This is a genomic window from Shewanella salipaludis (assembly GCF_012911865.1).
Classification (GTDB): Bacteria; Pseudomonadota; Gammaproteobacteria; order Enterobacterales; family Shewanellaceae; genus Shewanella; species Shewanella salipaludis.
Genome location: NZ_JAAXYH010000022.1, coordinates 13,112 through 30,774 on the forward strand (window position 1 = coordinate 13,112; position 17,663 = coordinate 30,774).

Consider the following 17,663-nt stretch of genomic DNA (forward strand, 5'->3'; position numbering starts at 1 on the left):
GCTCCGCGAGAGCGGGGCACCAGGTTCAACTCCTTCAGGAGAGAAACGTGAAAGACTTATTAAAGTTTCTGAAACAGCAAAGCAAGACTGAAGAATTCAATGGTATCAAGATTGGCCTGGCGTCACCTGATCTCATTCGTTCTTGGTCATTTGGTGAAGTTAAGAAGCCAGAAACCATCAACTACCGTACCTTCAAGCCCGAGCGCGAAGGTCTGTTCTGTGCGCGCATCTTTGGCCCGGTCAAAGATTACGAATGTTTGTGCGGTAAGTACAAGCGTCTGAAGCACCGCGGTGTGATCTGTGAGAAGTGTGGCGTCGAAGTCACCCAGACCAAGGTGCGCCGTGAGCGTATGGGTCATATCGAACTGGCGAGCCCAGTTGCCCACATCTGGTTCTTGAAATCACTGCCGTCCCGTATCGGTTTGATGCTGGATATGACGCTGCGTGACATAGAACGCGTACTCTATTTCGAATCTTTCGTCGTGATCGAAGCTGGCATGACCAGCCTGGAACGCGGCCAGATGCTGACAGAAGAAACCTATCTGGATGCGCTGGAAGAGTATGGTGATGAGTTCGAAGCCAAGATGGGTGCCGAAGCGGTGCTCGAATTGCTGCGCGCCATAGATCTCGAAAAAGAAATCGAGCAGATGCGTGAAGAGCTGCCATCGATCAACTCAGAGACACGTCGCAAGAAAGTGACCAAGCGTCTCAAGCTGATGGAAGCCTTCTATACTTCCGGCAACAAGCCGGAGTGGATGATCCTCAAAGTGCTGCCCGTGCTGCCACCTGACTTGCGTCCGCTGGTACCGCTGGACGGTGGCCGTTTCGCGACCTCAGATCTGAACGATCTGTATCGCCGGGTGATCAACCGTAACAACCGTTTGAAGCGCCTGCTGGATCTGGCCGCGCCTGACATTATCGTACGCAACGAAAAGCGTATGCTGCAAGAGTCGGTCGATGCTCTGCTGGACAACGGTCGTCGCGGTCGTGCCATCACAGGCTCCAACAAACGTCCGCTGAAATCTTTGGCCGATATGATCAAAGGTAAGCAAGGTCGTTTCCGTCAGAACTTGCTCGGTAAGCGTGTTGACTACTCTGGCCGTTCGGTGATTACCGTAGGTCCGACACTGCGTCTGCATCAATGTGGTCTGCCCAAGAAGATGGCACTCGAGCTGTTCAAGCCCTTCATCTATGGCAAGCTGGAAGGTCGTGGTTTAGCCACTACCATCAAAGCGGCCAAGAAGATGGTCGAGCGTGAAGTGGCGGAAGTATGGGACGTACTGGATGAAGTGATCCGCGAACATCCAGTGATGCTCAACCGTGCACCAACACTGCACAGACTGGGTATCCAGGCGTTCGAGCCGGTCCTGATCGAAGGTAAAGCGATCCAATTACACCCACTGGTGTGTGCGGCCTACAACGCCGACTTCGACGGCGACCAAATGGCGGTACACGTACCTTTGACCCTGGAAGCCCAGCTCGAAGCCCGTGCCCTGATGATGTCTACCAACAACATCCTGTCACCCGCCAACGGCGAGCCCGTCATCACCCCGTCTCAAGACGTGGTATTGGGTCTGTACTACACCAGTCGTGAGCGCATCAACGGCCGCGGTGAAGGCATGTCATTCATGTCGGTTGCCGAAGTCGAGAAAGCCTATGCAACCGGCGCCGCCGAACTGCATGCCCGCGTTAAGGTACGTATTACCGAAACCATCATTGCAGACAATGGTGATCGCAGCGAAGCCCGTCGTATCGTAGATACCACAGTCGGCCGTGCACTGCTGTCGCAAATTCTGCCGGCCGGTTTGTCCTACGATCTGGTTAACCAGAACATGGGCAAGAAGCAGATCTCCAAGCTGTTGAACACCTGCTATCGTCAATTGGGTCTGAAAGATACCGTTATCTTCGCCGACCAACTGATGTACACGGGTTTCCGTTTCGCGACTATCTCAGGTGCCTCTGTCGGTATTGACGACATGGTGATCCCGGATGAGAAGTACACCTTGGTTGCCGACGCCGAAGCTGAAGTACTGGAAATCCAGGAACAGTTCCAATCGGGTCTGGTTACCGCAGGTGAGCGTTACAACAAGGTCATCGATATCTGGGCCAGTGCCAACGAGAAAGTCTCTAAGGCCATGATGGAAAACCTGTCAACCGAGACAGTGATTAACCGTGATGGTGTCGAAGAGAAGCAAGCCTCGTTTAACAGCATCTACATGATGGCCGACTCGGGCGCTCGTGGTAGTGCCGCTCAGATACGTCAGTTGGCGGGTATGCGTGGTCTGATGGCGAAACCCGATGGTTCCATCATCGAAACCCCCATCGTGGCGAACTTCCGTGAAGGTCTGAACGTACTCCAGTACTTCATCTCTACTCACGGTGCGCGTAAAGGTCTGGCCGATACCGCATTGAAGACAGCGAACTCGGGTTACCTGACGCGTCGTCTGGTTGACGTTGCACAAGATTTGGTTGTTATCGAAGACGATTGTGGCACCTTCGAAGGCCTGACAATGAAACCGCTGATCGAAGGTGGTGATGTTGTTGAGCCGCTGCGCGAGCGTGTACTGGGTCGTGTGGTTGCCCTGGATGTCTACTACCCAGGTAGTGAAGAGATCCTGGCGCCGCGCAATACTCTGCTCGATGAAGCCTGGTGTGACAAGTTGGAAGAGCACTCGATCGACGAAGTCATAGTTCGCTCGGTGATCAGTTGTGATACCGATTTCGGTGTCTGTGCCGCCTGTTACGGTCGTGACTTGGCCCGTGGCCACATCATCAATCACGGTGAAGCCATAGGTGTTGTTGCTGCCCAGTCAATCGGTGAGCCAGGAACACAGCTGACGATGCGTACCTTCCACATCGGTGGTGCGGCATCACGTGCGTCTGCAGAAAACAACGTTCAGGTGAAAAACGCCGGTACCTTGAAGCTGCACAACGCCAAGCATGTTACCAACAGCGACGGTAAGCTGGTTATCGTTTCTCGTTCTTCTGAGCTGGCCATCATAGATGAGCTGGGTCGTGAGAAAGAGCGTTATAAGGTGCCTTACGGTACCGTGCTCGAGAAGCTGGAAGACACAGGACTCGAAGCCGGCGATATCATAGCTAACTGGGATCCCCATACTCACCCAATCATTTCTGAAGTGGCGGGTAGTATCAAGTTCGTTGACATGATTGACGGTGTCACCATGACACGTCAAACAGACGAACTGACGGGCCTGTCATCTATCGTGATCCTCGACGTAGGTCAGCGTGGTTCAGCGGGTAAAGAAATGCGCCCAATGATACGTCTGCTTGGCGCCGATGGTTCTGATCTGATGATCCCTGGTACCGATGTACCGGCACAGTACTTCCTGCCTGGCAGTGCGATCGTCAACCTGGAAGATAACGCGCAAATCAGCGTCGGTGATGCGTTGGCTCGTATCCCGCAGGAATCTTCCAAGACACGCGACATCACGGGTGGTCTGCCACGGGTAGCCGACTTGTTCGAAGCGCGTAAGCCGAAAGAGCCTGCCATTCTGGCCGAGATCTCGGGTACCATCTCCTTTGGTAAAGAGACCAAGGGCAAGCGTCGTCTGGTGATCACTCCTGCCGAAGGCGGTGAGCACTACGAAGAGATGATCCCTAAGTGGCGTAACCTGAACGTGTTCGAAGGTGAAAAAGTCGAACGTGGTGAAGTTATTGCCGACGGTCCGGAAGCGGCACATGACATCCTGCGTCTGCGCGGCATTCATAACGTAGCCAACTACATAGTGAATGAAGTACAGGACGTATACCGTCTGCAGGGCGTGAAGATCAACGATAAGCATATCGAAGTGATCATCCGTCAGATGCTGCGTAAGTGCCTGATCACCTCTGCCGGTGATACCGAGTTCCTCGAAGGCGAGCAGGTCGAAGTGTCACGCGTCAAGATCGCTAACCGCGAACTCGAGGCCCAAGGCAAGGTCCCTGCGACCTTCGAACGTGAACTGCTGGGTATTACCAAGGCATCTCTGGCGACAGAGTCCTTCATCTCAGCCGCCTCGTTCCAGGAAACTACGCGCGTACTGACCGAAGCCGCCGTAGGTGGTAAGAGCGACCAGTTACGTGGTCTGAAAGAGAACGTTATCGTTGGCCGTCTGATCCCAGCCGGTACAGGTTACGCTTATCACAAGACCCGCAACGAAGCGCGCGCCCAAGCCGCTACGCCTGTGGAAACACCTAAGATTACTGCCAGCGAAGCCGAGCAGAATCTGGCCGATCTCTTAAACCTCGCGGGAAGCCAGGAATAAGTCATAGGTTTGTTATAAAAAGGCGCCCATGGCGCCTTTTTTATTGTAAAACGCGGCAAAAGTTGGCTATTTCTTGACAGTCGGCCTTTACCTTTCTAAAATTCCGCGTCCCACCCTTGTGGGATATAGATTTTTCACACCTTATCGTTGAGTTTGATTCAACTGACTCGGAGCTATACATGGCAACTGTAAACCAGTTGGTACGTAAGCCACGCTCGCCAAAAGTCGAAAAGACTAATGTGCCAGCGTTGAATGCGTGCCCGCAAAAGCGTGGTGTTTGTACACGTGTGTACACAACTACCCCTAAAAAACCTAACTCTGCACTACGTAAAGTAGCTCGTGTGCGCCTGACCAACGGTTTCGAAGTAACTTCGTACATCGGCGGTGAAGGTCACAACCTGCAGGAACACAGTGTAATCCTCATCCGTGGTGGTCGTGTTAAAGACTTACCAGGTGTGCGTTATCACACTGTTCGTGGCGCACTGGACTGTGCCGGCGTGACTACACGTCGCCAAGGTCGTTCTAAGTACGGTGCTAAGCGTCCTAAGTCTTAACGTATCCGTTAAGTAAGGCCAAGCTAGTTTTATTTTGAGAATTCCAGTTTTGGAAGTCCCTGAAGCATACGGAGAATTGTTATGCCAAGACGTCGCGTTGTAGGACAACGTAAAATCCTACCTGATCCAAAGTTTCACAGTGAGTTGCTGGCTAAGTTCATCAACGTCATTATGCAGGACGGCAAAAAGTCGACTGCAGAAAAAATTATCTACAAGGCATTAGATGTTGTCGCTGAAAAGAAAAGCGAAGCACATCTGACTATCCTTGAAGCAGCCCTGGACAACGTTCGCCCATCAGTCGAGGTTAAGTCTCGTCGCGTTGGTGGTTCTACGTACCAGGTACCATGTGAAGTTCGTCCTGTGCGTCGTAACGCACTGGCGATGCGCTGGTTGGTTGAAGCTGCTCGTAAGCGTGGTGAAAAATCTATGGCTTTACGTCTGGCAGGTGAAATGCTGGATGCGTCTGAAAACAAAGGTACTGCTGTTAAGAAGCGTGAAGACGTGCATCGCATGGCTGAAGCTAACAAAGCCTTTGCTCATTACCGCTGGTAATTTGATGGTGTGGGTTTAGGCCCACACCATTGTTGATATTGCTAAGACTCCCGTCTTAGTCGAGAGGGTATAATCGTGGCTCGTACAACCCCAATTGAGCGTTATCGTAATATCGGTATCTGTGCTCATGTTGACGCAGGCAAAACCACAACAACGGAACGTGTTCTGTTCTATACCGGTCTGTCTCATAAAATCGGTGAAGTGCATGACGGCGCCGCTACTACCGACTGGATGGTACAGGAGCAAGAGCGTGGTATTACTATCACCTCGGCTGCAGTAACTACCTTCTGGCATGGTATGGATGCCCAGTTTGCGCAACACAGGATCAATATCATCGATACCCCTGGTCACGTTGACTTCACTATTGAAGTCGAACGTTCTTTGCGTGTGCTCGATGGTGCGGTAGTCGTTTTTTGTGGTTCATCCGGTGTTGAACCCCAATCTGAAACGGTATGGCGCCAAGCTGACAAATACCACGTTCCACGCATGGTATTCGTCAACAAGATGGACCGCGCAGGTGCAGACTTTGAACGCGTAGTGAACCAGATCCGTACCCGCCTGGGAGCGACTTGTGTACCTATTCAATTGAATATCGGGGCAGAAGAACACTTCAGAGGCGTGGTCGATTTGATTAAGATGAAAGCCATCAACTGGACCGAAGCGGACCAGGGGATGACCTTCACTTATGAAGAGATTCCTGCAGATTTAGCGGACAAAGCCGCCGAGATGCATGAGTATCTGCTTGAAGCTGCCGCCGAGGCCTCCGAAGAGCTGATGGATAAATACCTTGAAGAAGGTACTCTGTCGGAAGAAGAGATCAAGAAGGCGCTGCGTCAACGTACCATAAATAACGAAATCGTGCTGGCAACCTGTGGTTCTGCATTCAAGAACAAGGGTGTGCAGGCGGTTCTCGATGCTGTGATTGAATACTTGCCCGCTCCTATCGACGTGCCCGCGATTAAGGGTATCGATGAGAATGAGCAGGAAGTCGAATGTCACGCAGATGACAATGAGCCGTTTGCGGCATTGGCATTTAAGATTGCAACCGACCCATTCGTCGGTACTCTGACCTTTATCCGCGTCTATTCGGGCGTACTTGAGTCAGGTTCAGGGGTTTACAACTCTGTTAAACAGAAGCGTGAACGTATCGGTCGTATCGTGCAGATGCACGCTAATGACAGAACCGAACTGAAAGAGGTGCGTGCCGGAGATATTGCCGCCGCTATCGGTCTGAAAGATGTAACTACGGGTGACACTCTTTGCGACAATGATCACCGAGTGATCTTGGAGCGGATGGAGTTCCCTGAACCAGTGATTACCATTGCCGTCGAGCCTAAGTCGAAAGCCGATCAGGATAAGATGGGGATTGCCCTGCAGAAACTTGCTGCAGAAGATCCTTCTTTCCGGGTTGAGACCGACGAAGAATCGGGTCAGACACTGATTTCCGGTATGGGTGAACTACACTTAGACATTATCGTCGACCGTATGCGTCGCGAATTTAGTGTCGAGTGTAACGTAGGTAAACCTCAGGTAGCCTACCGTGAAACCATACGTGAATCTGTGGAAGTTGAAGGTAAGTTCGTTCGCCAATCCGGTGGCCGTGGACAATTCGGTCATGTTTGGTTAAAACTGGAGCCTCGCGAAGAGGGCGCCGGTTACGAATTTGTCAATGAAATCGTTGGCGGTGTCGTTCCTCGCGAATACATCCCGGCGGTTGACAAAGGTATCCAGGAACAGATGAAAAACGGCGTGCTCGCCGGTTTCCCTGTGCTGGACGTGAAGGTCACTCTGTTCGATGGTTCATATCATGATGTGGACTCGAATGAAATGGCGTTCAAAATTGCAGGTTCTATGGGCTTCAAAAAGGGTGCGTTACTCGCTAACCCTGCGTTGCTCGAACCTTGCATGAAAGTAGAGGTAACTACCCCTGAAGACTATATGGGTGACGTGGTTGGTGATTTGAACCGTCGTCGTGGTCTGATAGAAGGTATGGATGATGGCATCGGTGGTATCAAGCTGGTCCATGCGGTAGTGCCCCTGTCTGAAATGTTTGGTTATGCAACTGATTTGCGTTCTGCAACCCAGGGGCGTGCTTCATACTCCATGGAGTTTTTGAAGTACTCTGATGCACCGCAAAACATTGCGAAAGCGATTATTGAATCTCGTAGCTAATTTCCAGTTACGGCATAAATGTTATATAGTCCGATTTCGGTCGGACTCTTCTGAAAAGAAAGGAATATATCGTGGCAAAAGCTAAATTTGAACGTAATAAGCCTCACGTAAACGTGGGCACCATCGGTCACGTTGACCATGGTAAAACCACTCTGACTGCTGCTATCTCTGCAGTTCTGGCTAAGACTTATGGTGGCGAAGTGAAAAACTTTGCTCAAATCGATAACGCTCCAGAAGAGCGTGAGCGCGGTATTACCATCAATACCTCTCACATCGAATATGATACACCTTCACGTCACTACGCCCACGTAGACTGCCCAGGCCATGCTGACTATGTTAAAAACATGATCACCGGTGCTGCCCAGATGGACGGCGCAATCCTGGTTGTTGCTTCTACAGACGGCCCAATGCCACAGACTCGTGAGCACATCCTGCTTTCTCGTCAGGTTGGTGTACCTTTCATCATCGTGTTCATGAACAAGTGTGACATGGTTGATGACGAAGAGCTGCTGGAACTGGTTGAAATGGAAGTTCGTGAACTTCTGTCAGAGTACGATTTCCCAGGTGATGACTTACCAGTCATCCAAGGTTCTGCTCTGAAAGCGCTGGAAGGCGAGCCAGAGTGGGAAGCTAAGATCATCGAACTGGCAGAAGCCCTGGATACTTATATCCCAGAGCCAGAGCGTGACATCGATAAGCCATTCCTGCTGCCAATCGAAGACGTATTCTCAATTTCAGGCCGTGGTACAGTAGTGACCGGTCGTGTTGAGCGCGGTATCGTTAAAGTAGGTGACGAAGTTGAAATCGTTGGTATTCGTGATACCACCAAGACAACTTGTACCGGCGTAGAAATGTTCCGTAAGCTGCTTGACGAAGGTCGTGCCGGTGAGAACTGTGGTGTTCTGTTGCGTGGTACTAAGCGTGATGACGTAGAACGTGGTCAAGTACTGGCCAAGCCAGGTTCAATCAACCCACACACCACTTTTGAATCAGAAGTTTACGTTCTGTCAAAAGAAGAAGGTGGCCGTCATACGCCATTCTTCAAAGGCTACCGTCCACAGTTCTACTTCCGTACAACTGACGTAACAGGTACTATCGAACTGCCAGAAGGCGTAGAGATGGTAATGCCAGGCGACAACATCAAGATGGTTGTTACCCTGATCTGCCCAATCGCGATGGACGAAGGTTTACGCTTCGCCATCCGTGAAGGTGGCCGTACAGTTGGTGCTGGTGTAGTAGCAAACATCGTAGCTTAATCGTCAGATTGAGTGATTGAAAAAGGAAGCCTCGGCTTCCTTTTTTTATTTTGGGCTTGGCGTGGCAGGCAAATATCTGTAGAATGCTGGCCACTTTAGGTAACCAGTCACTTTGCTGACTATTTACTCAGTGGGCTTGATCTCGCGCTAGAGATCTGTATAATGGCCCCCTCGTCGACCTAGGTTGACGAATATAAATGATTAGTCGCTTAAGTTAATCATTATCACAGCGACTCCGATTGGGAGTCGAACGGTTAAATCATCTCGCTCTGCTTTTCCAATAGGGAAGAAGCTAGAGGGTGATTTTTTATGTGTCCATTTTAGGAGCTCTGGTCAATGCAGAACCAAAGAATCCGTATCCGCTTAAAAGGATTTGATCATCGTTTGATTGATCAGTCTACTGCGGAAATCGTTGAAACTGCTAAGCGTACAGGCGCTCAGGTACGTGGTCCAATTCCACTGCCTACGCGCAAAGAGCGTTATACCGTTTTGATCTCTCCGCACGTTAATAAAGATGCTCGTGACCAGTACGAAATTCGTACTCACAAGCGCCTGGTTGACATCGTAGAGCCAACTGAAAAGACTGTAGACGCTCTGATGCGTTTAGATCTTGCGGCTGGTGTCGACGTACAGATTAGCTTGGGTTAATTGAGATCCTTAGAAGAGGTTTGAGAGATGGCTATCGGTCTTATTGGTCGTAAAGTTGGTATGACTCGCATCTTCACTGAAGATGGTGTTTCAATACCTGTAACAGTAATTGAAGTTGCTGGCAACCGTGTTACCCAAGTGAAAACTTTGGAAACTGACGGCTACCGCGCACTTCAAGTTACTACTGGTACCAAAAAAGCCAATCGCATCACTAAGCCAGAAGCAGGTCACTTTGCCAAGGGCGGCGTAGAAGCCGGTCGTGGTTTGTGGGAAATGCGTTTGGTAGACGGTGAAGGCGAGGGCATTGAAGTTGGTGCTGAGCTGAATGTTGATATCTTCGCTGATGTAGCGAAAGTTGATGTTACTGGTCAGTCTAAAGGTAAGGGCTTCCAAGGCGGCGTTAAGCGTTGGAACTTCCGTACTCAAGACATGACTCACGGTAACTCATTGGCGCACCGCTCGAATGGTTCTATCGGTCAGAACCAAACGCCAGGTCGCGTATTCAAAGGCAAGAAAATGTCAGGCCACATGGGTGCCGAGCGTGTTACTACTCAAAATCTGGACGTTGTACGTGTAGATGTTGAACGTAACCTGCTACTGGTTAAAGGTGCTGTTCCGGGCGCAACTAATGGCGACCTGATCATCAAGCCTGCAGTTAAAGCTTAAGGTCTGAGGAGATAGTAATGGAATTGGTATTGAAAGACGCGCAAAGCGCTCTTGAAGTTTCCGAAACTACCTTCGGCCGTGACTTTAACGAGGCACTGGTTCATCAGGTAGTTGTAGCTTACGCTGCAAACGCGCGTCAAGGCACTCGTGGCCAAAAGACACGTGCGGAAGTAACTGGCTCAGGCAAAAAGCCTTGGCGCCAGAAAGGCACTGGCCGTGCTCGTGCCGGTAGTGTTAAAGGCCCAATCTGGCGTGGCGGTGGCGTAACTTTCGCTGCTAAAACTCAAGATCACAGCCAAAAAGTTAACAAAAAGATGTACCGCGGCGCGCTGAAAAGCATTCTGTCTGAATTGGTACGTCAAGAGCGTCTGGTGGTTGTTGAATCATTCGGTGTTGAAGCTCCTAAAACTAAAGAGCTGAAAGCCAAACTGAAAGCAATGAACCTGGAAGATGTTCTGATTGTGACTTCAGAAGTTGACGAGAATTTATTCTTAGCAGCTCGCAACCTGTACAAGGTTGACGTTCGTGACGTAGCGGGTCTTGACCCAGTTAGTCTGATTGCGTTCAACACTGTCCTTGTTACTGCTGACGCAGTGAAGCAAATCGAGGAGATGCTAGCATGATGATCCGCGAAGAACGTTTGCTAAAAGTGATTCTGGCACCACATATCTCTGAAAAGAGCACTGTGAACGCTGAGAAGACCAACACTGTAGTTTTCCGCGTAGCTATCGATGCAACTAAAGCTGAAATTAAAGCTGCTGTTGCCAAGCTATTTGAAGTTGAAGTTGATTCAGTTCGCACTCTGGTTAACAAAGGCAAAACCAAGCGCACAGGTGGCCGTACCGGTCGTCGTAGCGATTGGAAAAAAGCTTATGTGACTCTGGCTGCTGGTGCTGACATCGATTTCGTCGGCGGCGCTGAGTAAGCAAAGGAGAATTATCATGGCAGTTATTAAGTGTAAGCCAACCTCTCCAGGTCGTCGCCACGTAGTTAAAGTGGTGAACACTGACCTGCACAAGGGTAAACCTTTTGCTGGCCTGTTGGCGAAAAAATCTAAAAGTGGTGGCCGTAACAATACTGGCCGTATCACTGTACGCCACGTAGGTGGTGGACATAAGCAACATTACCGTCTGATCGACTTCAAACGCGATAAAGATGGTATCCCAGCAAAAATCGAGCGTCTGGAATATGATCCAAACCGTACTGCGCACATCGCGCTGGTACTGTACGCAGATGGTGAGCGTCGTTACATCCTTGCTGCCAAAGGCATGCAAGCTGGCGACAAGATCCAGTCTGGCGTAGATGCCGACATCAAAACTGGTAACGCTATGCCACTGCGCAACATACCTGTAGGTAGTGTTGTTCACGCCGTCGAAATGAAGCCTGGTAAAGGTGCTCAGATCGCGCGTTCTGCGGGTGCTTACGTACAAGTTGTTGCTCGTGATGGCGCTTATGCCACTCTGCGTCTTCGCTCTGGCGAAATGCGTAAAGTGCCAGTAGATTGCCGCGCGACATTTGGTGAAGTTGGTAATGCCGAACACATGCTGCGCCAGTTAGGTAAAGCAGGTGCTAAGCGCTGGAGAGGCGTACGCCCAACAGTGCGTGGTGTTGCAATGAACCCGGTAGATCACCCACATGGTGGTGGTGAAGGCCGTACTTCTGGTGGTCGTCACCCAGTGACTCCATGGGGTGTGCCAACTAAGGGTTATAAGACTCGTAGTAACAAGCGCACTGACAAGTACATCGTACGTCGTCGTAATAAATAGTAAGAGGATTCGCCATGCCACGTTCTCTCAAGAAAGGTCCCTTCATTGACCTGCACTTGCTGAAGAAGGTAGAGAAAGCGATGGAAGCGGGTGACAAGAAGCCTATTAAGACTTGGTCACGTCGCTCTATGATCATTCCAAATATGATTGGTTTGACCATCGCTGTCCATAATGGTCGTCAGCACGTTCCTGTGTTCGTAACTGACGAAATGATCGGCCACAAACTTGGTGAATTCTCACCAACTCGCACTTATCGCGGCCATGCTGCTGATAAGAAAGCGAAGAAGCGTTAATACGGGAGGAATAAGATGGAAGTTTTAGCTAAACATCGTTTTGCCCGTACGTCTGCGCAGAAGGCCCGTCTGGTTGCTGATCAAATTCGTGGTTTGCCTGTTGCTAAGGCCCTCGAAATTTTGACTTTCAGCCCCAAGAAAGCCGCCGTACTGGTAAAGAAAGTACTTGACTCAGCTATCGCAAACGCCGAACACAACGAAGGCGCTGACATCGATGAGCTTAAAGTTGGTAAAGTCTTCGTTGACGAAGGTCCAACTATGAAGCGTATCATGCCACGTGCTAAAGGCCGCGCTGATCGTATCATGAAGCGTACCAGCCACATCACTGTGGTTGTATCAGATCGCTAGGAGAGAGCAATGGGACAGAAAGTACATCCTAATGGTATCCGTCTGGGTATCACCAAGCCTTGGATCTCGACCTGGTACGCCGATAAAGCAGATTATGCAAATAACCTGCACAGCGACTGGGAAGTGCGCCAGTTTCTCGTAGAGAAACTGAAAGCCGCGTCAGTATCTAAGATTGTTATCGAACGCCCAGCGAAAAGCATCCGCGTTACTATCCACACTGCCCGTCCAGGCGTTGTGATTGGTAAGAAGGGTGAAGACGTTGAAGTATTGCGTGCTGAAGTTGCTAAGTTAACTGGCACTCCTGCTCAGATTAACATCGCTGAGATCCGCAAGCCCGAATTAGACGCTAAGCTCGTTGCTGACTCTATTGCTCAGCAGTTAGAGCGCCGTGTTATGTTCCGTCGCGCTATGAAGCGTGCGGTACAGAACGCTATGCGTATCGGTGCTCAAGGTATCAAAGTTGAAGTGAGCGGCCGTTTAGGCGGCGCTGAAATCGCGCGCTCCGAGTGGTATCGTGAAGGCCGTGTGCCTCTACATACCTTGCGTGCTGATATCGACTATTCTACTGCGGAAAGTCACACCCAATACGGTGTGATCGGCATTAAAGTTTGGATCTTCAAAGGTGAAGTTCTGGACGGTATGCTGCCACAGATCGAAGAGCCGAAGCAGCAGCAACCTAAGCGCAAGCCTCGTGGTAAATAGGAGAGCCGGCAATGCTGCAACCTAAACGTATGAAGTTTCGCAAGATGTTCAAAGGCCGCAACCGCGGTCTGGCGAACGGTACCGAAGTTAGCTTTGGTACTTTTGGTCTGAAAGCAGTCGGCCGTGGTCGTTTAACTGCACGTCAGATCGAATCTGCACGTCGTGCCATGACACGTCACATTAAGCGTCAGGGACAAATTTGGATTCGAGTTTTCCCGGACAAGCCAATTACCTCTAAGCCTCTCGAAGTGCGTATGGGTAAAGGTAAAGGTAACGTTGAATACTGGGTATGTCAGATTCAACCTGGTAAGGTTCTTTATGAGATGAATGGTGTGTCAGAAGAGATAGCGCGTGAAGCGTTTACTCTGGCTGCTGCCAAGCTTCCTATCAAGACTACCTTCGTAACTAAGACGGTGATGTAATGAAAGCGAGCGAACTAAGAGAAAAGAGCGTTGAAGAACTGAACGCTGAACTACTTGGTCTGCTGCGTGAGCAGTTCAACCTGCGTATGCAACACGCCACTGGTCAGTTGACTCAGACTCATCAACTGAAGACAGTGCGCCGTAACATTGCGCGCGTTAAGACCATTATTACTTCTAAGGCGGGTGCATAATGTCTGATAAAATCCGTACTTTGCAGGGTCGTGTAACTAGCAACAAGATGGACAAGTCCATCACTGTTGCTATCGAACGCCAAGTGAAACACCCAATCTATGGGAAATACATCAAGCGTACGACTAAGATCCATGCACATGACGAAACGAATCAGTGCAATGAAGGCGATTTAGTAGCGATTCGCGAATGTCGTCCTTTGTCTAAGACTAAGTCTTGGACCCTGGTTGAAGTAGTGACAAAGGCCTAAGTTTTCTTAGGTTTAGGTAAACGGCCCCAGGTGTTGGGGCCGTTTGTTTTTTTATACTATGTTTTCCAAAATTATGGTGTTATACTTGCGCGCCATTTTTGACTAATTTATTAGCGAAAATTGGCGTTTATATAGTCCCATAGTGGGAATTTTGTAGTAACGATAGCGGAGCACTTAAAATGATCCAAATGCAATCGACTCTCGACGTCGCATGTAATAGTGGCGCACGTAGAGTTCAGTGTATTAAGGTCTTGGGTGGCTCTCATCGTCGTTATGCCGGTATCGGCGACATCATCAAGGTTTCTGTTAAAGAAGCCATTCCTCGCGCTAAAGCGAAGAAAGGTGATGTGTATAACGCGGTGGTAGTCCGTACTAAGAAAGGCGTACGTCGTCCAGACGGTTCTGTCATTCGCTTCGATCGGAATGCAGCGGTATTGCTTAACGCAAACCTTGCACCGATTGGTACTCGTATCTTTGGACCAGTGACACGTGAATTGCGTAATGAGCAGTTCATGAAGATTGTCTCGCTGGCACCAGAAGTACTGTAAGGAGCTTCAAAATGGCAGCTAAAATCCGTCGTCAAGACGAAGTAATCATACTGGCCGGTAAAGACAAGGGTAAACGCGGTACTGTTGCTCAGGTTTTACCTACTGGTAAGTTAATTGTTGAAGGCATCAATCTGGTCAAGAAGCACCAAAAGCCAAACCCACAACTGGGTGTCGCTGGCGGTATTGTTGAGAAAGAAGCGCCGATACAAGCATCAAATGTAGCGATTTTCAACTCTGCCACTGGCAAAGCTGATCGCGTTGGTTTCCGATTCGAAGACGGCAAAAAAGTTCGTTTCTTCAAATCGAACAGTGAACTCGTTAAGTAATTGGAGTAAACGATGGCGAAACTGCATGATAAATACCAAGAGACTGTTGTCGCTGAACTTGCTAAAAAGTTCGGTTATAGCAGTGTCATGCAAGTCCCTCGGATTGAAAAGATCACCCTGAATATGGGTGTTGGCGAAGCTGTTGCAGACAAGAAAGTGATGGAGCATGCGCTCCGTGACATGACTGCAATTGCCGGCCAGAAACCAGTAGTGACTGTAGCTCGTAAGTCAGTTGCTGGTTTTAAAATCCGTGAAGGCTACCCTATTGGCTGTAAAGTGACCCTGCGCGGTGAGCGTATGTGGGAATTCTTAGAGCGTTTAGTCGATATCGCAATCCCACGTATTCGTGACTTCCGTGGTCTGAGCGCTAAAGCGTTCGACGGCCGTGGTAACTACGCAATGGGCGTGCGTGAGCAGATCATCTTCCCAGAAATCGATTACGATAAAATCGATAAAATTCGTGGTATGGATATCGTTATCACTACTACTGCGAAGAATGATGAAGAAGGTCGTGCTTTGTTAGACGCTTTTAACTTCCCATTCAAGAAATAAGGGTAGCGTAATGGCAAAAACATCAATGAAAGCACGTGAAGCTAAACGTGCACAGCTCGTGGCTAAGTACGCTGAAAAGCGTGCGGCTCTTAAGACTATCATCAGCAGCCCAGAATCTTCTGACGAAGATCGTTGGGATGCGGTGCTTAAGCTGCAAGCTCTACCACGTGATTCCAGCGCAGCGCGTCAACGCAATCGTTGTAATCAAACTGGTCGCCCACATGGCTTCTTACGTAAATTCGGCCTTAGCCGTATTAAATTACGTGAAGCAACCATGCGTGGTGAAGTTCCTGGCCTGCGTAAGGCCAGCTGGTAAGCACTTGTCACGGAGTAAGCTAATATGAGCATGCAAGATCCTATTGCGGATATGTTAACCCGTATTCGTAACGGCCAAGCTGCTAACAAAGTATCTGTGAAGATGCCTTCTGCTAAGCTGAAAATCGCTATCGCGAAACTGCTTAAAGAAGAAGGTTACATCGCTGATTACGCCGTAGCAGATGAAGCCAAGCCTGAACTGGAAGTTACTTTAAAGTATTTCCAAGGCCAACCAGTCGTTGAGACTATCCAGCGCGTAAGTCGTCCTGGTCTTCGTATTTACAAAGGTAAAGACGAACTTCCAAAGGTGATGGGCGGACTGGGTGTCGCAATTGTGTCCACTTCTAAAGGCTTGATGACTGATCGTGCCGCCCGCCTTGCAGGCATGGGTGGCGAGGTTATCTGCTACGTAGCATAAGGAGCTAGGAATGTCTCGTGTAGCAAAAGCACCAGTAGCTATCCCAGCTGGCGTAGAGGTGACCTTAAACGAACAGACTCTTACCGTCAAAGGCGGAAAAGGTAGTCTGACTCGAGTAATCAACAATGCGGTCAATGTTGTCATTGAAGACGGCGTAGTCAAGTTTCTTCCTGTCGAAGGCGTTGTTAACGCTTGGGCACAGGCAGGTACGGCTCGTGCGTTAGTAAACAACATGGTTGTTGGTGTATCTCAAGGTTTTGAGCGTAAGTTAAAGTTGGTAGGTGTTGGTTACCGTGCGAAGCTCGTCGGTTCTGATATTGACCTGACTCTAGGTTTCTCTCATCCGTTAGTACACAAACTGCCCGCAGGCGTTACTGCAGAGTGTCCAAGCCAAACTGATATCACCCTTCGCGGTGTTGATAAGCAGTTAATTGGCCAAGTCGCTGCTGAGATTCGCGGATACCGTCCACCAGAGCCATACAAAGGCAAAGGTGTTCGCTATGACGACGAAGTAGTACGCCGTAAAGAGGCTAAGAAGAAGTAGGTAACGCGATATGGATAAGAAAACATCTCGCTTACGTCGCGCTACTCGCGCTCGTAAGAAGATCCAAGAGCTGGGCGTGAACCGTCTGGTTGTACATCGTACACCGCGTCACATTTATGCTCAGGTGATCAATCCTGAAGCTCAGGTGTTGGCAGCTGCTTCAACCGTTGAAAAAGCGGTTAAAGAGCTACTGAAGAGTACCGGTAACGTAGACGCGGCGAAGGCAGTGGGTAAAGCTGTTGCTGAGCGCGCGATCGAGAAAGGCGTGACTTCTGTTGCGTTCGATCGTTCTGGTTTCAAGTATCACGGTCGTGTGGCTGCATTAGCAGATGCCGCTCGTGAAGCTGGCCTGAAGTTCTAAGGGGTTATAAAATGGCTAAATTAGAAGCTCAGCAAAAAGACGATCTGCAAGAGAAATTGATTGCAGTTAATCGTGTTTCTAAAGTAGTTAAGGGCGGTCGCATCTTTAGCTTCACAGCACTGACAGTAGTGGGTGACGGTAACGGTAAGATTGGCTACGGCTATGGTAAGGCGCGTGAAGTTCCAGCAGCAATTCAAAAAGCTATGGAAAAGGCCCGTCGTAATATGGTGACCGTTGAGTTGAATGCAGGCACCCTGCATCACCCAGTTAAGGGTCGTCATACTGGTTCTAAAGTTTATATGCAACCAGCATCACAGGGTACCGGTATTATTGCCGGTGGCGCAATGCGTGCCGTATTGGAAGTAGCAGGCGTGCATAACGTTCTGTCAAAAGCATACGGTTCTACTAACCCGATCAACATCGTTCGCGCGACTGTCGATGCATTGGTGCACATGAAGTCACCTTCGCAAATCGCAGCTAAGCGTGGCCTGAATGTTGACGAAATTCGGGGGTAAT

At 49.7% G+C, this 17,663-nt stretch carries 24 protein-coding genes; all 24 read left to right on the plus strand.

Going from position 1 to position 17,663, the window contains the following annotated elements; genetic code table 11:
• Positions 1-47: 47 nt before the first annotated feature.
• The 24 genes from rpoC to rpsE all read left to right on the plus strand — a co-directional run bounded on the left by rpoC (position 48) and on the right by rpsE (position 17,662).
• Complete coding sequence (gene rpoC / locus HC757_RS18185) at positions 48-4,265, plus strand: DNA-directed RNA polymerase subunit beta' (RefSeq protein ID WP_169565867.1); 4,218 nt, start codon at positions 48-50, stop codon at positions 4,263-4,265.
• A 179-nt stretch (positions 4,266-4,444) separates the two neighbouring features.
• Positions 4,445-4,819 carry a 30S ribosomal protein S12 gene (gene rpsL, locus HC757_RS18190; protein WP_169565868.1) on the plus strand — a complete coding sequence of 125 codons (375 nt, stop codon included), beginning with the start codon at positions 4,445-4,447 and terminating at the stop codon, positions 4,817-4,819.
• 81 nt (positions 4,820-4,900) lie between these two features.
• Complete coding sequence (rpsG, locus tag HC757_RS18195) at positions 4,901-5,371, plus strand: 30S ribosomal protein S7 (RefSeq protein ID WP_076502219.1); 471 nt, start codon at positions 4,901-4,903, stop codon at positions 5,369-5,371.
• Between the two features lie 75 nt (positions 5,372-5,446).
• Positions 5,447-7,543, plus strand: a complete 2,097-nt coding sequence (fusA, locus tag HC757_RS18200) for an elongation factor G (protein ID WP_169565869.1) — start codon at positions 5,447-5,449, stop codon at positions 7,541-7,543.
• A gap of 71 nt (positions 7,544-7,614) precedes the next feature.
• Positions 7,615-8,799, plus strand: a complete 1,185-nt coding sequence (gene tuf, locus HC757_RS18205) for an elongation factor Tu (RefSeq protein ID WP_169565870.1) — start codon at positions 7,615-7,617, stop codon at positions 8,797-8,799.
• A gap of 336 nt (positions 8,800-9,135) precedes the next feature.
• The gene (gene rpsJ, locus HC757_RS18210; RefSeq protein ID WP_011635639.1) at positions 9,136-9,447 is read left to right on the plus strand and encodes a 30S ribosomal protein S10; all 312 of its coding nucleotides are present in this window, start codon (positions 9,136-9,138) and stop codon (positions 9,445-9,447) included.
• A gap of 27 nt (positions 9,448-9,474) precedes the next feature.
• Positions 9,475-10,113: a 50S ribosomal protein L3 gene (rplC, locus tag HC757_RS18215; RefSeq protein ID WP_169565871.1), complete on the plus strand. Its 639-nt coding sequence runs from the start codon at positions 9,475-9,477 to the stop codon at positions 10,111-10,113.
• A gap of 17 nt (positions 10,114-10,130) precedes the next feature.
• On the plus strand, positions 10,131-10,736 hold the full coding sequence (rplD, locus tag HC757_RS18220) for a 50S ribosomal protein L4 (protein WP_169565872.1): 606 nt from the start codon (positions 10,131-10,133) through the stop codon (positions 10,734-10,736).
• Positions 10,736-11,038, plus strand: coding sequence for a 50S ribosomal protein L23 (gene rplW / locus HC757_RS18225; RefSeq protein WP_169565900.1), 303 nt, complete (start codon positions 10,736-10,738; stop codon positions 11,036-11,038). The genes rplD and rplW overlap by 1 nt, the downstream gene beginning before the upstream one ends.
• Positions 11,039-11,054: 16 nt before the next feature.
• Positions 11,055-11,879 carry a 50S ribosomal protein L2 gene (gene rplB, locus HC757_RS18230; protein ID WP_169565873.1) on the plus strand — a complete coding sequence of 275 codons (825 nt, stop codon included), beginning with the start codon at positions 11,055-11,057 and terminating at the stop codon, positions 11,877-11,879.
• A 14-nt stretch (positions 11,880-11,893) separates the two neighbouring features.
• Positions 11,894-12,172, plus strand: a complete 279-nt coding sequence (rpsS, locus tag HC757_RS18235; protein ID WP_006083596.1) for a 30S ribosomal protein S19 — start codon at positions 11,894-11,896, stop codon at positions 12,170-12,172.
• Positions 12,173-12,187: 15 nt separating this feature from the next.
• The gene (gene rplV, locus HC757_RS18240) at positions 12,188-12,520 is read left to right on the plus strand and encodes a 50S ribosomal protein L22 (protein ID WP_169565874.1); all 333 of its coding nucleotides are present in this window, start codon (positions 12,188-12,190) and stop codon (positions 12,518-12,520) included.
• Positions 12,521-12,529: 9 nt separating this feature from the next.
• On the plus strand, positions 12,530-13,222 hold the full coding sequence (rpsC, locus tag HC757_RS18245; protein ID WP_169565875.1) for a 30S ribosomal protein S3: 693 nt from the start codon (positions 12,530-12,532) through the stop codon (positions 13,220-13,222).
• Between the two features lie 11 nt (positions 13,223-13,233).
• Positions 13,234-13,644 carry a 50S ribosomal protein L16 gene (gene rplP / locus HC757_RS18250; protein ID WP_169565876.1) on the plus strand — a complete coding sequence of 137 codons (411 nt, stop codon included), beginning with the start codon at positions 13,234-13,236 and terminating at the stop codon, positions 13,642-13,644.
• A complete protein-coding gene (gene rpmC / locus HC757_RS18255; RefSeq protein WP_025823470.1) occupies positions 13,644-13,835 on the plus strand; it encodes a 50S ribosomal protein L29 in 192 nt (63 codons plus the stop codon). The genes rplP and rpmC overlap by 1 nt, the downstream gene beginning before the upstream one ends.
• Positions 13,835-14,083: a 30S ribosomal protein S17 gene (gene rpsQ, locus HC757_RS18260; RefSeq protein WP_169565877.1), complete on the plus strand. Its 249-nt coding sequence runs from the start codon at positions 13,835-13,837 to the stop codon at positions 14,081-14,083. Before rpmC ends, rpsQ begins: the two co-directional genes overlap by 1 nt.
• A gap of 179 nt (positions 14,084-14,262) precedes the next feature.
• A complete protein-coding gene (rplN, locus tag HC757_RS18265; RefSeq protein ID WP_140930201.1) occupies positions 14,263-14,631 on the plus strand; it encodes a 50S ribosomal protein L14 in 369 nt (122 codons plus the stop codon).
• Between the two features lie 11 nt (positions 14,632-14,642).
• Entirely contained in the window at positions 14,643-14,957 is a 315-nt protein-coding gene (gene rplX, locus HC757_RS18270) for a 50S ribosomal protein L24 (protein WP_169565878.1), read from the plus strand.
• Positions 14,958-14,969: 12 nt separating this feature from the next.
• Complete coding sequence (gene rplE / locus HC757_RS18275; protein ID WP_169565879.1) at positions 14,970-15,509, plus strand: 50S ribosomal protein L5; 540 nt, start codon at positions 14,970-14,972, stop codon at positions 15,507-15,509.
• A 10-nt stretch (positions 15,510-15,519) separates the two neighbouring features.
• Positions 15,520-15,825: a 30S ribosomal protein S14 gene (gene rpsN / locus HC757_RS18280; RefSeq protein WP_169565880.1), complete on the plus strand. Its 306-nt coding sequence runs from the start codon at positions 15,520-15,522 to the stop codon at positions 15,823-15,825.
• Between the two features lie 24 nt (positions 15,826-15,849).
• A complete protein-coding gene (gene rpsH / locus HC757_RS18285) occupies positions 15,850-16,242 on the plus strand; it encodes a 30S ribosomal protein S8 (RefSeq protein WP_169565881.1) in 393 nt (130 codons plus the stop codon).
• Between the two features lie 10 nt (positions 16,243-16,252).
• Complete coding sequence (rplF, locus tag HC757_RS18290; protein ID WP_169565882.1) at positions 16,253-16,786, plus strand: 50S ribosomal protein L6; 534 nt, start codon at positions 16,253-16,255, stop codon at positions 16,784-16,786.
• A gap of 10 nt (positions 16,787-16,796) precedes the next feature.
• Positions 16,797-17,147, plus strand: a complete 351-nt coding sequence (gene rplR / locus HC757_RS18295; RefSeq protein WP_169565883.1) for a 50S ribosomal protein L18 — start codon at positions 16,797-16,799, stop codon at positions 17,145-17,147.
• 11 nt (positions 17,148-17,158) lie between these two features.
• Positions 17,159-17,662: a 30S ribosomal protein S5 gene (gene rpsE / locus HC757_RS18300; RefSeq protein ID WP_169565884.1), complete on the plus strand. Its 504-nt coding sequence runs from the start codon at positions 17,159-17,161 to the stop codon at positions 17,660-17,662.
• Position 17,663: the final 1 nt, after the last annotated feature.

Coding starts and splice junctions, on each gene's coding strand:
- rpsL (WP_169565868.1), top strand. CDS start 4,445: ATGGCAACTGTAAACCAGTTGGTACGTAAGCCACGCTCGCCAAAAGTC.
- rpsG (WP_076502219.1), top strand. CDS start 4,901: ATGCCAAGACGTCGCGTTGTAGGACAACGTAAAATCCTACCTGATCCA.
- rpsJ (WP_011635639.1), top strand. CDS start 9,136: ATGCAGAACCAAAGAATCCGTATCCGCTTAAAAGGATTTGATCATCGT.
- rplC (WP_169565871.1), top strand. CDS start 9,475: ATGGCTATCGGTCTTATTGGTCGTAAAGTTGGTATGACTCGCATCTTC.
- rplD (WP_169565872.1), top strand. CDS start 10,131: ATGGAATTGGTATTGAAAGACGCGCAAAGCGCTCTTGAAGTTTCCGAA.
- rplW (WP_169565900.1), top strand. CDS start 10,736: ATGATCCGCGAAGAACGTTTGCTAAAAGTGATTCTGGCACCACATATC.
- rplB (WP_169565873.1), top strand. CDS start 11,055: ATGGCAGTTATTAAGTGTAAGCCAACCTCTCCAGGTCGTCGCCACGTA.
- rpsS (WP_006083596.1), top strand. CDS start 11,894: ATGCCACGTTCTCTCAAGAAAGGTCCCTTCATTGACCTGCACTTGCTG.
- rplV (WP_169565874.1), top strand. CDS start 12,188: ATGGAAGTTTTAGCTAAACATCGTTTTGCCCGTACGTCTGCGCAGAAG.
- rpsC (WP_169565875.1), top strand. CDS start 12,530: ATGGGACAGAAAGTACATCCTAATGGTATCCGTCTGGGTATCACCAAG.
- rplP (WP_169565876.1), top strand. CDS start 13,234: ATGCTGCAACCTAAACGTATGAAGTTTCGCAAGATGTTCAAAGGCCGC.
- rpmC (WP_025823470.1), top strand. CDS start 13,644: ATGAAAGCGAGCGAACTAAGAGAAAAGAGCGTTGAAGAACTGAACGCT.
- rpsQ (WP_169565877.1), top strand. CDS start 13,835: ATGTCTGATAAAATCCGTACTTTGCAGGGTCGTGTAACTAGCAACAAG.
- rplN (WP_140930201.1), top strand. CDS start 14,263: ATGATCCAAATGCAATCGACTCTCGACGTCGCATGTAATAGTGGCGCA.
- rplX (WP_169565878.1), top strand. CDS start 14,643: ATGGCAGCTAAAATCCGTCGTCAAGACGAAGTAATCATACTGGCCGGT.
- rplE (WP_169565879.1), top strand. CDS start 14,970: ATGGCGAAACTGCATGATAAATACCAAGAGACTGTTGTCGCTGAACTT.
- rpsN (WP_169565880.1), top strand. CDS start 15,520: ATGGCAAAAACATCAATGAAAGCACGTGAAGCTAAACGTGCACAGCTC.
- rpsH (WP_169565881.1), top strand. CDS start 15,850: ATGAGCATGCAAGATCCTATTGCGGATATGTTAACCCGTATTCGTAAC.
- rplF (WP_169565882.1), top strand. CDS start 16,253: ATGTCTCGTGTAGCAAAAGCACCAGTAGCTATCCCAGCTGGCGTAGAG.
- rplR (WP_169565883.1), top strand. CDS start 16,797: ATGGATAAGAAAACATCTCGCTTACGTCGCGCTACTCGCGCTCGTAAG.
- rpsE (WP_169565884.1), top strand. CDS start 17,159: ATGGCTAAATTAGAAGCTCAGCAAAAAGACGATCTGCAAGAGAAATTG.